This is a genomic window from Streptococcus sanguinis SK1 = NCTC 7863, from assembly GCF_000194945.1.
GTDB classification, from domain to species: domain Bacteria; phylum Bacillota; class Bacilli; order Lactobacillales; family Streptococcaceae; genus Streptococcus; species Streptococcus sanguinis.
Map to the genome: position 1 here is coordinate 375,907 of NZ_GL878507.1, position 15,244 is coordinate 391,150.

Consider the following 15,244-nt stretch of genomic DNA (forward strand, 5'->3'; position numbering starts at 1 on the left):
TGACATGACTTATTTATCAGCTTTTAAATCGGGCAATCTTGTAATCCCGAGTGCCCTTCTTTTGCATTTTAAGGACATCTTTGATTCCAGCGATGATTTTTTGGTCTGGCAGTTTTTCTATCTGCAAAATACGACTTCTCTAGAAGAGCTGGCGCCTAGTCAGATTGCTGAGCATGTTGGTAAGACTCTGTCAGAAGTCAATCGCTCTATGTCTCATCTGACTGAGAAAGGTCTCTTGCAGTATAAGACCATTGAGCTGAATGGAGAGACAGAGGTTATCTTTGATGCTTCACCGGCTTTAGAAAAGCTGGATGAACTGCTGGCAGCTAAAAGCGGTCATCAGACTGTGGCAAAGGCACCTCAGAATGTCTTGAAAGATTTGGTTGAGACCTTTCAGCAGGAGTTGGGCCGTCTCCTGACACCCTTTGAAATTGAGGACTTGACCAAGACTGTTCAAGACGACAAAACCAATCCTGACTTGGTCAAGGCTGCCCTTCGTGAGGCTGTGTTTAATGGCAAGGCCAACTGGAAGTATATTCAGGCTATCTTGCGTAATTGGCGCAAGGAAGGCATCACTACGCTTGCTCAGGTTGAAGCCAAACGGGAAGAACGTGAAGCAGCTAACCCTCAAAATGTGACAGTTTCAGATGATTTCCTCAATGCCATGAATTTGTGGAAGGACTGACTTTATTAGATTTATAGTGGCCTGTTAGATATGACAGGCCCTTGGTTTTATAAAAAAGGAGAAAAGTATGACCTATCAATTGCCAAAAGTTTGGTCTGCTGCGGACAGCGACCAAGGAAAATTTTCAGGTATCAATCAGCCTACTGCTGGCGCGCGCTTTGAGCAGAAGCTTCCTGTCGGTAAAGAGCCTTTTCAGCTATATTCACTTGGAACTCCAAATGGGGTCAAGGTGACGATTATGCTAGAGGAACTACTGGCAGCAGGGGTGACAGAGGCAGCCTATGACGTCTATAAGATCAGCATCATGGACGGCGACCAGTTTGGCTCAGATTTTGTGAAACTTAATCCCAACTCTAAGATTCCGGCCTTGTTGGATCAGTCAGGTCATAAGCCGATTCCTGTCTTCGAGTCAGCCAATATCCTACTCTATCTAGCAGAGAAGTTTGGAAAGTTGATTCCGTCAGATTTGGCTGGTCGGACTGAGGTGCTCAACTGGCTCTTCTGGCAGACTGGCGCGGCGCCCTTCTTGGGTGGCGGATTTGGTCATTTCTTTAACTATGCTCCAGAAAAGCTAGAATATCCTATCAATCGTTTTACCATGGAAGCCAAGCGACAGCTGGATTTATTGGACAAAGAATTAGCAAAGAAAGCTTATATCGCTGGAGATGACTACAGTATTGCTGATATTGCTATCTGGTCTTGGTATGGGCAGTTGGTGCAGGATAAGCTCTATCCAGGCGCAGCTGAGTTCTTGGATGCCACCTACTACAAACACCTATCTGCTTGGGCGGAGAAGATTGCAGCTCGTTCGGCAGTCCAGCGCGGTTTAGCTGCCGAGTATCAGGAAATTAAATAAATAAGTGTCGGGTGGGAACATCCCATCACCAAGTGGCGAGACAAAATCGGCTTATTAACAGGCTGATTTTTTCTCCGCTGCTTTTTTTATACCCTTAAAAATGATATACTGAATAGAAGAATGTTTAGAAAAGAGTAAGCAATGCAAAAAAAGACTATTTCCCAGCGCTTGGAGCGAGTGGCTGCTTTTGTGCCGGATGGGGCAAAGTTGCTGGATGTTGGGAGCGATCACGCCTATCTGCCTATTTACCTGATTCAGGAAGGACGGATTGAGAAGGCTCTGGCTGGAGAAGTGGTAGAGGGGCCTTTTCAGTCTGCCCAGAAAAATGTGGCAGAGCATGGGCTGACGGAGCAGATTGAGGTTCGTCTTGCCAATGGTCTGGCGGCTTTTGAAGCGGAAGATCAGATTGACACCATCGTTATAGCTGGCATGGGTGGTCGCTTGATTTCAGAGATTTTGGAAAATGGCAGAGCTAAGCTTGGAGCTATTTCCCGCTTGATTTTGCAGCCTAATAACCGAGAGGATGAGCTTCGCAGCTGGCTGGTATCTAGCGGCTTTCGCTTGCTGGCTGAGGATATCTTAGAAGAGGCTGGTAAGTTTTACGAAATCCTAGTGGCAGAAGCCGGCCAGCAAACTTTGACAGAGCAAGAAAAACGCTTCGGGCCTTTCCTGCTAAAAAAGCAATCGTCTGTTTTTCAGTTAAGATGGCAGAAAGAACTGAAGAAACTTGAAGGAGCTCTAGCCCATATCCCAGAAAAGAATCAGCTGGAACGCTCTGCTATGTCCCAAAAAATCGAAAATATCAAGGAGGTGCTCCATGTTAGCAAGTGAAATCATCACCCGATATGAAGCCTATTGCCCGCAAGAACTGTCCATGGAGGGCGACTTTTCAGGTCTGCAAATCGGAACTTTGGACAAAGAAGTTGACAAGGTTCTAGTGGCTCTGGATATTCGCGAGCAGACGGTGGCGGAGGCTATTGAGGCAGGTGCTGGACTGATTATCGTTAAGCATGCGCCTATCTTTCGCCCGCTCAAGGACCTAGTGGCAGATAAGGCTCAAAATCAGATGATTTTAGACCTTATCAAGCATGATATTGCTGTCTATGTCAGCCATACGAATATCGATGTCGTGGAGGACGGGCTTAATGATTGGTTCTGCCAGCTTTTAGAGATTGAGGAGACAAGTTATCTTAGTCAGACGGGGCCAGATTACGGTATTGGCCGCGTGGGGAAGATTGCTCCTCAGACTTTTGGGGATTTTGCGGCTAAGGTCAAGGAAACTTTTGGACTAGATAGTTTGCGTCTGATTACTTATGATGAAACAGATCTCGAACGCATGATTGAGCATGTGGCTATTTGTGGTGGCAGCGGTCAGTCCTTTTATCCGGAAGCTATTGCCAAGGGAGCGCAGGTCTACATTACAGGTGATATTTACTATCATACAGCTCAGGAAATGCTGACAGAGGGGCTTTTGGCGCTGGATCCTGGACACCATATCGAGGTTCTTTTTACGGAAAAATTGAAAGAAAAATTTGAACTTTGGAAGACAGAAGAGGGATGGGAGATTGAGATTCTGGCTAGTCAGGCTTGGACCAATCCTTTCCGGCATATTTGAGAGGGAGCGACATGAAAAAAGTAGCAGTGATTGGAGCTGGGATTGTTGGCTCAACAGCCGCTTACTATCTATCCAAATCCCCAGATGTGGAAGTGACTGTCTTTGATGATGGCAAGGGGCAGGCAACCAAGGCAGCCGCAGGCATTATCAGTCCTTGGTTTTCCAAGCGTCGCAACAAAGCTTGGTACAGGATGGCGCGTCTGGGCGCTGATTTTTATCAGGATTTAATTGCGGATTTGAAAGCTGCTGGTATCCAGACAGACTTTTACCAACAGACAGGAGTTTATCTGCTGAAAAAAGACGAGAGCAAGCTACAGGAACTTTATGATTTGGCTGCTAATCGTCGTGAAGAGTCGCCCTTAATAGGGGACTTGAGTCTTCTCAGCCGTCAGGAAGCTCAGGAGAAATTTCCAGACTTGCAAGGCTTTGAGCGACTTCTCTATGCTTCCGGCGGTGCCCATGTGGAGGGAGCACTCTTGACGGAGACGCTTCTGAAAGCTAGCAAGGCAGAGTTGGTTGAGAAAAAGGCAAGCTTGACAGTAGATGGAGAGCAACTTCTTGTGGACGGACACGACTTTGACTGTGTCATCTTAGCTGTGGGTGCTTGGATAGGAGAAATCTTGCAGCCACTGGGCTATAAGACAGATGTTCGGCCGCAAAAGGGACAGCTACGTGATTTTAAACTGGCTGAGCAGACGGATGGCTACCCAGTTGTTATGCCTGAGGGCGAGCTGGATATCATTCCCTTTCTGGCAGGCAAGGTCAGTGTTGGTGCCAGTCATGAAAATGATCAGGGCTTTGATTTGACAGTTGATAAGACGGTATTGAATCAGTTGCAGCAAGAAGCGGAAACTTATTTGCCGAGGCTGTCTAAAGCAGAGATTCTAGGCGAACGCGTGGGAACACGGGCTTATACCAGCGACTTTGCTCCATTCTTTGGAGCTGTTCCAAACTTGTCGAATGTTTACGCTGCCAGCGGATTAGGCTCTTCTGGTCTGACAACTGGCCCGCTTATCGGACGCCAATTGGCCCAGATGGCTTTAGGAGAAGCAGGGCTGCTGAATCCAGCTGACTATCCAATTGAACGGTATGTGAAGAAGGTTTGATATGACAGAAACTATTTTGAATTGGGTCAATATTTGTGTGAAAAAAGATGAAGAAATCCTACTGCTTAATCGCCAGCATGATAACTTTAAAGGCTGGATACAACCAGGTGGGAAGGTAGAGTTTCCAGAATCTTTTTTCGAAGCTGCAAGGCGCGAATTAAAAGAAGAAACGGGGCTGACTGCTCTAAACTTGGAATTGAAGGGGATTTCAGGCTTCACTAATCCAAGTAAAGAAGAACGGTATGTATATTACGATTTTCTTTGTACTGCATTTGAAGGACAGATCAGGGGAAACGATCATGAAGGGGAGCCCAAATGGTGGAAGATTTCGGAACTTGGCCAAATAGATATGCAGGATGACATACGTGAACGTTTGCATCTCTACTGTCGGAAAGGCTCTTTCGAGCGGATTCATTACTGGAATGAGGAAAAACACTGTATAGGGGAAACCAAGACGATTTTGTATGATTGATTTTAGAGAACAAGGAGAAATTATGGATTGGTTACAATCGCAGCCTGTGGTTATGCAGGCATTCTTGGCTGGGCTTTTTACATGGGGATGTACCATTGTAGGCTCGGCTGTTGTATTTTTCTTTAAACAGGTTAGTCGCAAGCTGCTGGATATTATGATGGGCTTTGCGGCAGGCGTCATGATTGCGGCTTCCTTTTAGTCGCTTTTGGCACCATCGATTGAGTATGCGGAAGTTTCTTATGGCAAGCTATCCTGGTTGCCTGCAGCGATTGGTTTTTTAGTGGGAGGTTTTTTCCTGCGGCTGATTGATGCTGTGGTGCTTCACTTGCACTTGAGCAAGGATATTTCGGAGGCAGAGAGTGTTCCTGAGCATAGCCGCAAGAAGCTGTCCAAGACAGCTCTGCTTTTCTTAGCCATTACCATTCACAATTTTCCAGAAGGTTTGGCAGTCGGAGTAGCCTTTGGTGCTTTGGCTGCCAATCCTAGTCCGGAAGCCTTTGTCGGCGCGATTGGCCTAGCTTTGAGAATTGGTCTGCAAAACGTCCCGGAGGGGGCTGCTCTGTCCATTCCGATTCGGACGGACGGCAAGTCTCGGCTTAAAGCCTTTTACTGGGGCTCCATGTCTGTGATTGTGGAGCCAATTGGGGCTGTTCTAGGTGCAGTTGCTGTTATGGCTATGACGGCTATTCTGCCCTATGCCCTCTCCTTTGCAGCAGGCGCTATGATTTTCGTGGTGGTAGAGGAGTTGATACCGGATTCGCAGACTAATGGCAATACTGATGTGGCGACTTTAGGTCTCATGGTGGGCTTTGTTCTCATGATGGTCTTGGATGTGGCTTTGGGGTGATGCCAACTTGGAATCAAAGAGCGGAAGAAAGCGGAATTTCCGCTCTTTTTCTTTTATTTAAGGCTAGTGAAAAGGATGACATCCGCTTTCAAAAATGGTAGAATAAGGAGAATACATTAAGAGAGGAAATTCATATGAAAGGTATTATTCTTGCAGGTGGTTCTGGTACACGTCTCTATCCTTTGACCCGCGCTGCATCAAAACAGCTCATGCCGGTTTATGACAAACCCATGATTTATTATCCACTGTCAACTCTTATGCTGGCTGGTATCAAGGACATTTTGATTATCTCCACTCCGACGGATCTGCCTCGTTTTGAGGATCTGCTGGGTGATGGCTCTGAGTTTGGTATCAAGCTCTCTTATGCAGAGCAGCCAAGTCCAGACGGGCTGGCACAAGCCTTTATCATTGGTGCTGATTTCATTGGAGATGACCGCGTGGCGCTGATTCTTGGGGATAATATCTACCATGGACCAGGTCTGAGTAAAATGCTCCAAAATGCTGCTGCTAAGGAAAAAGGAGCAACTGTTTTTGGCTACCATGTCAAGGACCCAGAACGTTTTGGTGTTGTAGAATTTGATGAAAATATGAATGCTATCTCCATCGAAGAAAAACCGGAACAGCCGCGCTCTAACTATGCAGTGACAGGACTGTATTTCTATGATAACGATGTTGTAGAAATTGCCAAGAACATCAAACCAAGCCCTCGCGGAGAACTGGAAATCACTGATGTCAACAAGGCTTACTTGGAACGTGGCGATTTGTCTGTTGAGCTTATGGGACGTGGTTTTGCTTGGTTGGATACAGGAACTCATGAAAGTCTCTTAGAGGCAGCTCAATATATCGAAACAGTTCAGCGTATGCAGAATGTTCAGGTGGCAAATCTGGAAGAAATTGCCTATCGTATGGGCTATATCACTAAAGAGCAAGTGCATGAATTGGCGCAGCCATTGAAAAAGAATGAATATGGTCACTATCTCTTGCGCTTGATTGGAGAAGAATAAGAAGATGACGGAACAATTTTTTGATAAGGAATTAGCAGCGCGTGAGGTTTCTGGAATCCCTGGAATGCTTGAGTTTGATATCCCTGTACGCGGGGACAACCGAGGCTGGTTTAAGGAGAATTTCCAAAAGGAAAAAATGCTGCCGCTAGGCTTCCCTGAAAGTTTCTTTGCAGAAGGGAAATTGCAAAATAATGTCAGCTTTTCTCGTAAAAACGTATTGCGTGGTCTTCATGCTGAACCATGGGACAAGTACATCTCTGTTGCAGATGACGGCAAGGTTTTGGGAACTTGGGTAGACCTACGTGAAGGTGAGACCTTTGGTAATACCTACCAGACAGTAATTGATGCCAGCAAGGGTATTTTTGTGCCACGTGGCGTAGCAAATGGCTTCCAAGTCCTTTCTGACAACGTTTCTTATAGCTATCTGGTCAATGACTATTGGGCTTTGGAACTCAAACCCAAGTATGCCTTTGTCAATTATGCAGACCCAGCTTTAGGCATCCAGTGGGAAAACCTAGAAGCAGCAGAAGTCTCAGAAGCAGACAAGAACCATCCACTACTTAAGGATGTCAAACCTCTAAGAAAAGAAGATTTGTAAAAAAGAATTCTTTTCTGATTTATTAATTGATACTGAAATATATGATTTAGCTCAGCTCCTATCCGAGCTCAGCGAGTGGAAGAAATGATTGCCGCTGTGGTGTAAGTCATGTAACAAATTATGTAGTTTGTTACATGACAGGGGATTTTTGAGACATGAGGCTCAAAAATAAGCAATGAAACCGAAGGTTTGCTTGCGTCCCCACCACTTAAGGCAATTATAAAAAAGTTAAGGAATAAAAATGACTGAATACAAAAAAATTATCGTGACAGGTGGAGCTGGTTTTATCGGTTCTAACTTTGTCCACTATGTTTACAACAACTTTCCAGATGTTCATGTGACAGTGCTGGACAAGCTGACTTACGCGGGTAATCGTGCCAATATTGAAGAAATTTTAGGCGACCGCGTTGAGTTGGTTGTTGGAGATATTGCTGATGCAGCCTTGGTAGATAAGCTGGCAGCTGAAGCTGACGCTATCGTTCACTATGCGGCAGAAAGCCACAATGATAACTCGCTCAATGATCCGAGTCCATTTATCCACACCAACTTCATCGGAACTTACACACTTTTGGAAGCAGCTCGTAAATACGACATTCGTTTCCACCATGTATCGACTGACGAAGTCTATGGTGACCTGCCTCTGCGTGAAGATTTGCCAGGTCATGGAGAAGGACCAGGTGAGAAATTTACGGCTGAAACCAAGTACAATCCAAGCTCGCCTTACTCATCAACCAAGGCAGCTTCAGACTTGATTGTTAAAGCTTGGGTGCGCTCATTTGGTGTCAAAGCGACTATTTCTAACTGTTCAAACAACTATGGTCCTTACCAGCACATTGAGAAGTTCATTCCGCGCCAAATCACCAATATCTTGAGCGGTATCAAGCCAAAACTCTATGGCGAAGGTAAAAACGTCCGTGACTGGATTCATACTAATGACCATTCATCAGGCGTTTGGACGATTTTGACCAAGGGTCAAATCGGCGAAACTTACTTGATTGGTGCTGATGGCGAGAAGAATAATAAGGAAGTGCTGGAGCTGATTCTCAAGGAAATGGGACAGCCAGCAGATGCTTATGACCATGTGACAGATCGTGCCGGCCACGACCTCCGCTATGCCATTGATGCCAGCAAGCTCCGCGATGAGCTAGGATGGAAGCCAGAGTTCACCAACTTTGAAGCAGGTCTCAAAGAGACAATCAAGTGGTACACGGACAACCAAGAATGGTGGAAATCTGAAAAAGAAGCAGTCGAAGCCAACTATGCTAAGACTCAGGAAGTAATTAAGTAAGAATAGGCTATCTATGATGAGCCTTGTAAAAATAACGTTATGTGATTAAAAGACTGGGATTATCTGTCCCAGCCTTTTCTCACAGGATTGTTAGTTTTTTAATATGTTTGTTACAGAAAATTATGCAAAAATAGTGTAAAATAAGATAAATCCTTTCTGTGTTTTTATCTAAAGGGATTTTCTCAAATTAAAGGAATACAAACATGAAAATGGTAAAAAGAGTAGTGGGAATTGCTTTGGTGCTGTTGCTTGCAGCGGTGCTGTTTCTGGTTCCTGCATCTGTTAATCAAAGTCAACAATTAAAGAATGTTCAAGGCAGTGCTTCCTGGATGAGTATTATTGAGCCAGCTTTGAGCAACGCCAATGTGACGGCTCAGGGAGTTAGCACGGAAGTTTCTCTCAATAGCGTCCAGCTTAATCAGGTGCTCAAGTCTTCTCTGACTGACTCTGAGAATCAGGAGCTGCTGAACAGTGTTTACAGTATTGAAGGCAATAAGCTGCGCATCCAGTATCCAGTCAAACTGCTCTTCATTGGCAGTAAGCTGGACCTAGAGGTGGATGTGACGGTGAGGGATAATGTCTTGCACATCACAATTGATAGTGCCAAGCTAGGCTCTCTTCCTATCCCTAAATCTTGGGTGACAGGCATGCTGAAGCAACAAATGCAGGCCTCTAATTCATCTATCACAACGGAGGGTGATAGTTTCCTTCTAGCTCTGCCGCAGAGTCAATTCAGCATTAACAAAATCAGCTTCCAGAACGGAGCTGCTAAAATCCAGTTCAGCATGGGTTATGGAATCTAAAAAAGAAAACTTCATTTGAGGAAGAAGTCTTCCGAATCAAATGGAGTTTTTATACTATTATTTGAGAAATAGCATTGTGAGGGAGAAAAGATGCCTATTCCTAATATCCAGCAAGAGGAGCTGATTATTATTGATGACAATCTGCGTTTGCGGGCCTATGATGGTCAGTTTGAACTAGCCTTGGACTGGTACCAAGATCCAGATATGATTTATATGATTGATGGCAGAAGAGAGCCCTATTCGCCGGAGCGAGTTCAAAGGATGTATGAATATCTTGCTAGGCAAGGTGAAGTGTATTTTATTGAAGTATTGGAGCAGGAGTGCTGGCTGGCCATTGGGGATGTGACCTTTTGGCAAGATGATTTGCCTATTATCATTGGAAATGCGGACTACCGTAGGAAAGGAGTTGGCAAGAAAGTTCTTTCTGCTTTGATACAGCGCGCACGCAATCTAGACTATCAAAAACTAGCAGTTCAAGAAATTTACGATTTCAATCAGCCCTCTCGCAGTTTGTTTGAGTCGCTTGGTTTCTATCCAACCCTTGCTACAGAGAAAGGCAGATCCTATACACTTGATTTGACCTTGTCCATAGCGCAGATCCAGCCCAGTCAGTTCTACCTTTCACGGGAAAAGCTGGACAGGATTTGTATTGATTTTGACTAACAAGAACTTGAAGCTTTACCTGTCAAGCGTATGGATGGAAAAGTTTTCTTTACTGATGGACATAGCAGAGCCTTTAAGGCTTATCAGGCTGGCCTCTCTCATATTCCCATCTATTATGATAGGGACGAGCTTAACTGGGTCTTTTATCGATACTGTGTCCAGGCTTGTCAAGAAAGAGGCATCTTCTCGATAGCTGATTTACAGAACCGCATCTTGTCCAAGGAAGACTATCAGACTAATTGGCTTGATTGGTGTAAGAGAGAAGCTAGAAAATTTGATAAGAGCTGATATCGCGAAGCTCTTGTGTTATAATAGATAAAGGAAATCAATATATTAAATCAGAGGTGAGATGATGCTTTATGAATTTTGTGCGGAAAATGTAACCTTGTTAGAAAAGGCTATGAAGGCGGGGGCCCAACGGATTGAACTCTGTGATAATCTGGCTGTCGGTGGTACGACGCCCAGCTATGGCGTAATTCGAGCAGCAGTTGACTTAGCCAAGCCTTACGGTGCGACAGTGATGACCATGATTCGGCCTCGGGGCGGTGATTTTGTTTACACTGACCTTGAAATTGGGATTATGTTGGCTGATATCCAAAAAGCCAAGGAAGCCGGCAGTCAGGGAGTGGTCTTTGGTGTCTTGACGGAGAAGAACGAAATAGATGTTTCGAAGATGCAGCGCCTGCTGGAGGCATGCAAGGGACTGGAAGTAGTCTTCCACATGGCTTTTGATGCGATACCGGCTGAATACCAGTTTGGCGAAATGGACTGGCTGATTGAGAACGGTGTCCAGCGAATTTTGACCCACGGAGGACCTGACAGTGAGCCAATTGAGGAGCATTTTGCTTGGCTGGACGAATTAATCGAGCATGCTGCTGATCGGATTGATATTATGCCGGGCGGTGGCATTCATCTAGGCAATCGTCAGCAAATTATAGACAGTCTGGCAGTTGACCAGCTGCATGGAACTAAAATTGTATTTTAAGGAGGGTTAAGCTGCGCTGGCAGCAGATAAGTAGATGTTGGAACTATTTGAAAAATACAAGGCTAATCCAGACAAGCTTCAGACCTACGGTTTTAAGGAGTCTGATGGAGCTTACCATTTTTCGCAGGAGATTATGAAGGGTGACTTTCGCTTGGAAGTAACTATCAGAGATGGGAAGCCAGATTATCAGGTCTTTGACTGTGATACTGATGACGCCTATCTGCAGGTCAAGATGGAGCAGGTGACGGGTGAGTTTGTTGGGCAGGTTCGTGAAGCTTGTCAGGCAGAACTGCTGGCTATCCGTCAGCACTGTTTTGACGAGGTTGGCTTTCTCTATGAGCAGAGTAAGCGACTGCGGGATCATGCGGCTGAGGTTTATCAGGGGCAAATAGAGTACCTCTGGGAGAAGTCTTCCAGAAAGAGCTCGACCAAGGCTGGAGTTTTCCGTCACCAGGATAGTAAAAAATGGTACGGAGCTTTTTTGAACACAGACTGGTCTAAGTTTGAAGCAGAGCGAAGCGGCGCTATTGAGGTGCTAAATGTTAAGAATGATCATGTGGCGGAGCTGATTCAGAAAAAGGGGATTTACCCGGCCTTTCACATGAATAAGAAATATTGGCTCAGTCTGCCCTTGGATGATACCCTGAGTGATCAAGAAATCTTTGATTTACTGGCTGTTAGTTACCAGCTGACCAGTAAAAAATAGAATCGAAGCACAGCGCTCCAATCCGCTGTGTTTCATTTTTCCTCAAAAAACAGTATAATAAAAAGACTAGTAAGAATAGGAGAAATTATGAACCTCATTAGAAAATTAGCCTGGTTTTTTAAGTTGGAAAAGCGGCGCTATATCATCGGTATCTTGGCCTTGTCCTTGGTCAGTGTCTTCAATCTGATACCGCCCAGAGTCATCGGTCAGGTTATTGACCGAATTGCTAGCAAACATCTGACTTCTCAAGAGCTGCTCCTTAATTTGCTGTTGCTAATTGCTTCAGCTTTTATCATGTACGGCCTGCGCTATGTCTGGCGCCTTTATATCTTAGGGACGTCCAATAATCTGGGACGGATTCTGCGCTCTCGATTGTTCGAGCACTTTACTTACATGTCTCCCTCTTTTTATCAGAAATACCGTACAGGGGACTTGATGGCTCATGCAACAAACGATATCAATGCAGTTGTCAGTCTGGCTGGTGGTGGAGTCATGTCAGCTGTGGATGCTTCTATTACAGCCCTGGTGACACTGCTAACTATGTTTTTCGTTTTGGACTGGCGGCTGACTTTGATTGCCATTGTGCCCATGCCCTTCTTGTCATGGGGCACAGGCTTGATTGGTCGAAAAAATCATGAAAGTTTTAAGGCTGCTCAAGAGGCTTTTTCAGATTTGAACAATAAGGTTCAGGAGAGCGTTTCAGGGATTCGAGTGACCAAGTCCTTTGGCTATCAGGAGGCGGAGACTCAGTCTTTTGCCAAGACCAATCAGGAGGTCTACGAAAAAAACGTTTTGGCTGCCAAGTACGATTCTCTTTTTGACCCCTTGGTTTTGCTTTTTATCGGTCTTTCTTATGTTTTGACCTTGATTTTCGGTGGAATTTTTATCTCCCAAGGGCAATTCACCATAGGAGAGTTGGTTACTTTTATCACTTATCTGGATATGTTGGTTTGGCCGCTGCAGGCTACTGGCTATCTTTTTAACATCGGCCAGCGAGGTGCTGTTTCTTATGAGCGGATTGAGAAGTTGCTGGCTCAGGAGTCAGATGTCAAGGAAGCTGAACAACCCCTTTCTCATGCGGAAAATGGTCGATTGGATTATGACATTCAGAAGTTTTCTTATGTCGAGGAGACTAGTTTATCGGATATTCATTTTTCCATTGAGCAAGGACAGACATTGGGAATTGTCGGTCAGACGGGCTCAGGGAAGACCACTCTTCTGCGCTTGCTGCTGCGGGAGCAGGATATCCAGGAGGGGGCTATCTATCTGAATGGCCATGATATCCGAGAGTACCGCCTCAAAGACTTGCGCCGTCTCATCGGCTACGTACCACAAGAACAGATGCTCTTTGCTCTGTCCATTCGGGACAATATCCGCTTTACTAATCCCCAGCTGACAGATAGTCAAGTTTTAGCTGCCGCTCAACTCTGTGGTGTATATGAGGATATTCAGGCTATGCCAGAGGGGCTGGATACGGTTGTCGGTGAGCGGGGCTTGTCCTTATCTGGCGGTCAGAAGCAGCGCTTGGCGATGAGTCGGGCTATTATTACCAATCCTGAAATTCTGATTTTAGATGATTCCCTGTCGGCTGTTGATGCCAAGACGGAGAATCTGATTCTAGAAAATCTAAAGTCAGAGCGTGCTGGCAAGACTACCATCATCACAGCTCATCGGCTGTCAGCCTTGGTGCATGCAGACCTGATTTTAGTTATGGAAGAGGGGCGGATCAAGGAGCGGGGCACTCACCAAGAGCTATTGGAGCAAGAGGGCTGGTATGCCCAGACTTATCACAATCAGCAGCTGGCAGAAAGCTTGAAGGAGGAAGATTAATATGAAAAAGAAAGCAACTTTTCATCGCCTCCTAGGCTATATGTGGCGCTACAGGATAGTGAGCAGCATGGCCTTGGCCTTCATCCTGCTGACGACTATGGTCACAACGGCATTGCCACTCTTGGCCCGCTATTTTATTGATCAGTTTATCGGCCGCAATCAAGCCTGGGCTGGCCTGCCTTTGATGGCTCTTTACTATGGCCTTTTCCTCTTGCGTGTACTTTTTACCTTCTTGGGAAAGTATTTCTTTGCGCGTGTGGCTCAAAGTGTGGTTCGGGACTTGCGACAGGAAAGCTTTGCCAATATCCAGCGTCTGCAAATGGCTTATTTTGATAGGACGCCAGCTGGTGCTATCGTTTCCCGCCTGACTAATGATACTCAGGCAGTCGCAGATATGTTCAGTGAGATTTTTTCTAATTTTTTGAGCTCCTTGCTGATTTTAGTTGTTACTTTGAGCGCCATGTTTGCCCTCAACTGGCAATTGACCCTGATGATTGCTCTCTTTTTACCTCTGATGGCAGCTTCTATCTTGCTTTATCAGCATCTATCCAATCGTCAGCTGAAGCAGGTCCGGGATAAGCTCAGCGATTTGAATGTCAAGCTATCTGAAAGTATTGAAGGAATGCGGATTATTCAGGCTTTTGGGCAAGAGAAGCGCTTGCTGCGGGAATTTGAAGAAATCAACGGTCAGCATTTAGGCTTTACCAATCGCTATCTCAATATCAACAGTCTCTTTCTGAGACCGGCCATGTCTCTGCTGAAAATCTTGGCTTATGGAGTGATTCTGACTTACTTTGGCTTGACTTGGCAAGTGGTGGGAATTACGGCAGGTATTATGTATGCCTTTATCCAGTATGTTAATCAGCTTTTTAATCCTTTGATTGACGTTATGCAGAATTACTCTGTTTTACAGACATCTATGGTTGCTGCGGAGCGGGTTTTTGAAATTATAGACCGCACTGACTACGAGCCTGAGCAGGCTAACCAAGACTTGCAAATCCAAGATGGCAGCATCGCATTCAAGCACGTTTCCTTTTCTTATGATGGAAAGCGTGATGTTTTGCGGGATATCTCCTTTTCTGTCAAAAAAGGCCAGACGATTGCCTTTGTGGGTTCGACTGGCTCTGGCAAGTCCTCTATTATCAATCTTTTCCTGCGTTTTTATGAGTTTGAGCGGGGGCAGATTTTGATTGATGGCCGTGACATTAAAGACTTTAGTCAGGAGGAGCTGCGGCGAAAGATTGGTCTTGTTTTACAGGATCCCTTCCTTTATCACGGTACCGTTGCTTCCAATATTCAGCTTTACCAAGAGCAGCTGACACGAGAAGAAATTATAGAAGCGGCTAAGTTTGTAGATGCTCATGGCTTTATCAGTCAGCTCCCTCAAGGCTATGATGCCCCTGTGACTGAGCGGGGAGCGACTTTTTCCAGCGGTCAACGGCAGCTTTTAGCCTTTGCCAGAACCATCGCTACTAAGCCTAAAATCTTGATTTTGGATGAGGCGACAGCCAATATTGATTCGGAGACAGAGGAGTTGATTCAAGCCTCACTGAGAAAAATGCGGCGGGGGCGGACAACCATTGCCATTGCCCACCGTCTGTCTACCATTCAGGATGCTGACTGCATCTATGTCTTAGACAAGGGCCGCATTATCGAATCTGGCAGCCACGAAGAATTGTTAGCACAGGATGGAACCTATAAGAAAATGTACCAACTGCAGGCTGGGATGATGGAGTCTTGAAAAGCCTGATTATAAGTGAAAGGTGTAGAATTCATTTGGAATTCT

The 15,244-nt window shown here is 45.4% G+C and carries 14 protein-coding genes and 2 pseudogenes; all 16 read left to right on the forward strand.

The genetic code is table 11. The annotated features are described in order from the left end of the window. Positions 1-4 precede the first annotated feature (4 nt). The 16 genes and pseudogenes from HMPREF9378_RS08970 to HMPREF9378_RS08905 all read left to right on the forward strand — a co-directional run bounded on the left by HMPREF9378_RS08970 (position 5) and on the right by HMPREF9378_RS08905 (position 15,199). Entirely contained in the window at positions 5-685 is a 681-nt protein-coding gene (locus HMPREF9378_RS08970) for a DnaD domain-containing protein (RefSeq protein WP_002900114.1), read from the forward strand. Between the two features lie 67 nt (positions 686-752). Next, positions 753-1,541, forward strand: coding sequence for a glutathione-dependent disulfide-bond oxidoreductase (yghU, locus tag HMPREF9378_RS08965; RefSeq protein WP_002900115.1), 789 nt, complete (start codon positions 753-755; stop codon positions 1,539-1,541). 141 nt (positions 1,542-1,682) lie between these two features. Then, a complete protein-coding gene (locus HMPREF9378_RS08960) occupies positions 1,683-2,372 on the forward strand; it encodes a tRNA (adenine(22)-N(1))-methyltransferase (RefSeq protein WP_002900116.1) in 690 nt (229 codons plus the stop codon). Continuing rightward, positions 2,359-3,156 carry a Nif3-like dinuclear metal center hexameric protein gene (locus HMPREF9378_RS08955; protein ID WP_002900117.1) on the forward strand — a complete coding sequence of 266 codons (798 nt, stop codon included), beginning with the start codon at positions 2,359-2,361 and terminating at the stop codon, positions 3,154-3,156. Before HMPREF9378_RS08960 ends, HMPREF9378_RS08955 begins: the two co-directional genes overlap by 14 nt. Before the next feature lie 11 nt (positions 3,157-3,167). Next, entirely contained in the window at positions 3,168-4,262 is a 1,095-nt protein-coding gene (locus tag HMPREF9378_RS08950; protein ID WP_002903079.1) for an NAD(P)/FAD-dependent oxidoreductase, read from the forward strand. A gap of 1 nt (position 4,263) precedes the next feature. After that, complete coding sequence (locus HMPREF9378_RS08945; RefSeq protein ID WP_002913441.1) at positions 4,264-4,734, forward strand: 8-oxo-dGTP diphosphatase; 471 nt, start codon at positions 4,264-4,266, stop codon at positions 4,732-4,734. Positions 4,735-4,756: 22 nt separating this feature from the next. Beyond that, positions 4,757-5,581, forward strand: a pseudogene (gene tmpA, locus HMPREF9378_RS0110845) (ZIP family manganese transporter TmpA). 134 nt (positions 5,582-5,715) lie between these two features. Continuing rightward, positions 5,716-6,585, forward strand: coding sequence for a glucose-1-phosphate thymidylyltransferase RfbA (gene rfbA / locus HMPREF9378_RS08940; RefSeq protein ID WP_002913447.1), 870 nt, complete (start codon positions 5,716-5,718; stop codon positions 6,583-6,585). Positions 6,586-6,589: 4 nt separating this feature from the next. Continuing rightward, a complete protein-coding gene (locus tag HMPREF9378_RS08935; protein WP_032911132.1) occupies positions 6,590-7,183 on the forward strand; it encodes a dTDP-4-dehydrorhamnose 3,5-epimerase family protein in 594 nt (197 codons plus the stop codon). Between the two features lie 241 nt (positions 7,184-7,424). Next, positions 7,425-8,471, forward strand: coding sequence for a dTDP-glucose 4,6-dehydratase (gene rfbB / locus HMPREF9378_RS08930; protein WP_002913449.1), 1,047 nt, complete (start codon positions 7,425-7,427; stop codon positions 8,469-8,471). 203 nt (positions 8,472-8,674) lie between these two features. Further along, positions 8,675-9,274, forward strand: a complete 600-nt coding sequence (locus tag HMPREF9378_RS08925; protein ID WP_002903074.1) for a hypothetical protein — start codon at positions 8,675-8,677, stop codon at positions 9,272-9,274. 90 nt (positions 9,275-9,364) lie between these two features. Further along, positions 9,365-10,225, forward strand: a pseudogene (locus HMPREF9378_RS0110850) (GNAT family N-acetyltransferase). 64 nt (positions 10,226-10,289) lie between these two features. Beyond that, positions 10,290-10,922: a copper homeostasis protein CutC gene (locus tag HMPREF9378_RS08920; RefSeq protein ID WP_032909634.1), complete on the forward strand. Its 633-nt coding sequence runs from the start codon at positions 10,290-10,292 to the stop codon at positions 10,920-10,922. A gap of 34 nt (positions 10,923-10,956) precedes the next feature. Further along, the gene (locus tag HMPREF9378_RS08915) at positions 10,957-11,628 is read left to right on the forward strand and encodes an MmcQ/YjbR family DNA-binding protein (protein WP_002903069.1); all 672 of its coding nucleotides are present in this window, start codon (positions 10,957-10,959) and stop codon (positions 11,626-11,628) included. Between the two features lie 87 nt (positions 11,629-11,715). After that, positions 11,716-13,458, forward strand: coding sequence for an ABC transporter ATP-binding protein (locus HMPREF9378_RS08910; protein ID WP_002913450.1), 1,743 nt, complete (start codon positions 11,716-11,718; stop codon positions 13,456-13,458). 1 nt (position 13,459) lies between these two features. Continuing rightward, on the forward strand, positions 13,460-15,199 hold the full coding sequence (locus tag HMPREF9378_RS08905) for an ABC transporter ATP-binding protein (RefSeq protein WP_002913451.1): 1,740 nt from the start codon (positions 13,460-13,462) through the stop codon (positions 15,197-15,199). The last annotated feature ends 45 nt before the right edge of the window (positions 15,200-15,244 follow it).

Coding starts and splice junctions, on each gene's coding strand:
- HMPREF9378_RS08945 (WP_002913441.1), top strand. CDS start 4,264: ATGACAGAAACTATTTTGAATTGGGTCAATATTTGTGTGAAAAAAGAT.
- HMPREF9378_RS08925 (WP_002903074.1), top strand. CDS start 8,675: ATGAAAATGGTAAAAAGAGTAGTGGGAATTGCTTTGGTGCTGTTGCTT.
- HMPREF9378_RS08950 (WP_002903079.1), top strand. CDS start 3,168: ATGAAAAAAGTAGCAGTGATTGGAGCTGGGATTGTTGGCTCAACAGCC.
- HMPREF9378_RS08935 (WP_032911132.1), top strand. CDS start 6,590: ATGACGGAACAATTTTTTGATAAGGAATTAGCAGCGCGTGAGGTTTCT.
- HMPREF9378_RS08915 (WP_002903069.1), top strand. CDS start 10,957: ATGTTGGAACTATTTGAAAAATACAAGGCTAATCCAGACAAGCTTCAG.
- HMPREF9378_RS08955 (WP_002900117.1), top strand. CDS start 2,359: ATGTTAGCAAGTGAAATCATCACCCGATATGAAGCCTATTGCCCGCAA.
- yghU (WP_002900115.1), top strand. CDS start 753: ATGACCTATCAATTGCCAAAAGTTTGGTCTGCTGCGGACAGCGACCAA.
- HMPREF9378_RS08960 (WP_002900116.1), top strand. CDS start 1,683: ATGCAAAAAAAGACTATTTCCCAGCGCTTGGAGCGAGTGGCTGCTTTT.
- rfbB (WP_002913449.1), top strand. CDS start 7,425: ATGACTGAATACAAAAAAATTATCGTGACAGGTGGAGCTGGTTTTATC.
- rfbA (WP_002913447.1), top strand. CDS start 5,716: ATGAAAGGTATTATTCTTGCAGGTGGTTCTGGTACACGTCTCTATCCT.
- HMPREF9378_RS08910 (WP_002913450.1), top strand. CDS start 11,716: ATGAACCTCATTAGAAAATTAGCCTGGTTTTTTAAGTTGGAAAAGCGG.
- HMPREF9378_RS08905 (WP_002913451.1), top strand. CDS start 13,460: ATGAAAAAGAAAGCAACTTTTCATCGCCTCCTAGGCTATATGTGGCGC.
- HMPREF9378_RS08970 (WP_002900114.1), top strand. CDS start 5: ATGACTTATTTATCAGCTTTTAAATCGGGCAATCTTGTAATCCCGAGT.
- HMPREF9378_RS08920 (WP_032909634.1), top strand. CDS start 10,290: ATGCTTTATGAATTTTGTGCGGAAAATGTAACCTTGTTAGAAAAGGCT.